The sequence below is a fragment of the Glycomyces xiaoerkulensis genome, from assembly GCF_002798405.1.
Taxonomy (GTDB): Bacteria; Actinomycetota; Actinomycetes; order Mycobacteriales; family Micromonosporaceae; genus Glycomyces; species Glycomyces xiaoerkulensis.
On the sequence record NZ_PGGV01000011.1, the window covers coordinates 1 to 2,039 of the forward strand.

1 rRNA gene is annotated in these 2,039 nt (G+C 59.9%); it reads right to left on the reverse strand.

The window, feature by feature from the left end:
- Positions 1-295 precede the first annotated feature (295 nt).
- Positions 296-1,834, reverse strand: a 16S ribosomal RNA gene (locus tag CUT39_RS03250).
- Positions 1,835-2,039 lie beyond the last annotated feature (205 nt).

The window sequence follows — 2,039 nt, forward strand, 5'->3', positions numbered from 1 at the left end:
CAACCACCAGCAGCCACCACCGCGTGCCCGCAGCATGACCAGGCTCCGAGACCCATTGCCTCAGAACCCCAACAGGGTGCCGACCCACCAGACACCAACACGGCACCCAGCAGACCCAAGGATGGAAAACAGCGCGCAGTCGACACACCTATACAAAACAATCAGTCCACACCCGAACACCACACCACGAGGCACCACGCCCCGCAGCAGCCGGCCCGACGGCCGGCGGCACTCGGATGGTCAGGCCCCACCCCCGCGCCTCAGACGCGGCAAGCAGAGCCGATGGACTCCTTAGAAAGGAGGTGATCCAGCCGCACCTTCCGGTACGGCTACCTTGTTACGACTTCGTCCTAATCGCCAGCCCCACCTTCGACCACTCCCCCCGCACAAAGCGGTTGGGCCGCAGGCTTCGGGTGTTGCCAACTTTCATGACGTGACGGGCGGTGTGTACAAGGCCCGGGAACGCATTCACCGCAGCGTTGCTGATCTGCGATTACTAGCGACTCCACCTTCATCGAGCCGAGTTGCAGACTCGAATCCGAACCACGACCGGCTTTACAGAGATTCGCTCCACCTCACGGTATCGCCACCCGCTGTACCGGCCAATGTAGCATGCGTGAAGCCCTGGACATAAGGGGCATGATGACTTGACCTCATCCCCACCTTCCTCCGAGTTAACCCCGGCAGTCCCCCACGAGTCCCCACCACTACGTGCTGGCAACATGGGGCAAGGGTTGCGCTCGTTGCGGGACTTAACCCAACATCTCACGACACGAGCTGACGACAGCCATGCACCACCTGTCACCCCGCCCGAAGGACACTGCGTCTCCACAGCCATCGGGGTGATGTCAAACCCAGGTAAGGTTCTTCGCGTTGCATCGAATTAATCCGCATGCTCCGCCGCTTGTGCGGGCCCCCGTCAATTCCTTTGAGTTTTAGCCTTGCGGCCGTACTCCCCAGGCGGGGCGCTTAATGCGTTAGCTACGGCACAGAGACCACAAACGTGCCCCCACACCTAGCGCCCACCGTTTACAGCATGGACTACCAGGGTATCTAATCCTGTTCGCTCCCCACGCTTTCGCTCCTCAGCGTCAGCACAAGCCCAGAGACCCGCCTTCGCCACCGGTGTTCCTCCACATATCTGCGCATTTCACCGCTACACGTAGAATTCCAGTCTCCCCTACTTGCCTCAAGCCCGCCCGTATCCACCGCACGACCACAGTTAAGCCATGGCTTTTCACGACAGACGCGACGAGCCGCCTACGAGCCCTTTACGCCCAATAAATCCGGACAACGCTCGCGCCCTACGTCTTACCGCGGCTGCTGGCACGTAGTTAGCCGGCGCTTATTCGAACACTACCGTCACCGACCGAACACGACCGGCTTCGTCGCGAACAAAAGAGGTTTACAACCCGAAAGCCGTCATCCCTCACGCGGCGTCGCTGCATCAGGCTTCCGCCCATTGTGCAAAATTCCCCACTGCTGCCTCCCGTAGGAGTCTGGGCCGTATCTCAGTCCCAATGTGACCGACCGCCCTCTCAGGCCGGCTACCCGTCACCGCCTTGGTAGGCCATCACCCCACCAACCAGCTGATAGGCCGCGAGCCCCACCCCAGCCGCCAAAGCTTTCCACCACTGAACATGCATCCAGCAGTCACATCCGGTATTAGCCGCCGTTTCCAACGGTTATCCCAGAGCCAGGGACAGGTCACCCACGTGTTACTCACCCGTTCGCCACTCGAGTACCCACCCAAAGGCAGGCCTTTCCGTTCGACTTGCATGTGTGAAGCACGCCGCCAGCGTTCGTCCTGAGCCAGGATCAAACTCTCCAACCAAAACCAAACAACACCAACCACCACCACAACCGCAGCAGCAGCCAGCATCAAAGCATGCATCGAAGCAGACCTGACCGATTCCAAAAGGAAAAGACAGTCAAACAAACCAACCAAACCACCCCCAGCACAACACCAGGAACAGCCCAGCCAGCCCGCACGCTGACCATCCAAACACCCTGTTGAGTTCTCAAACAACACGCCACAA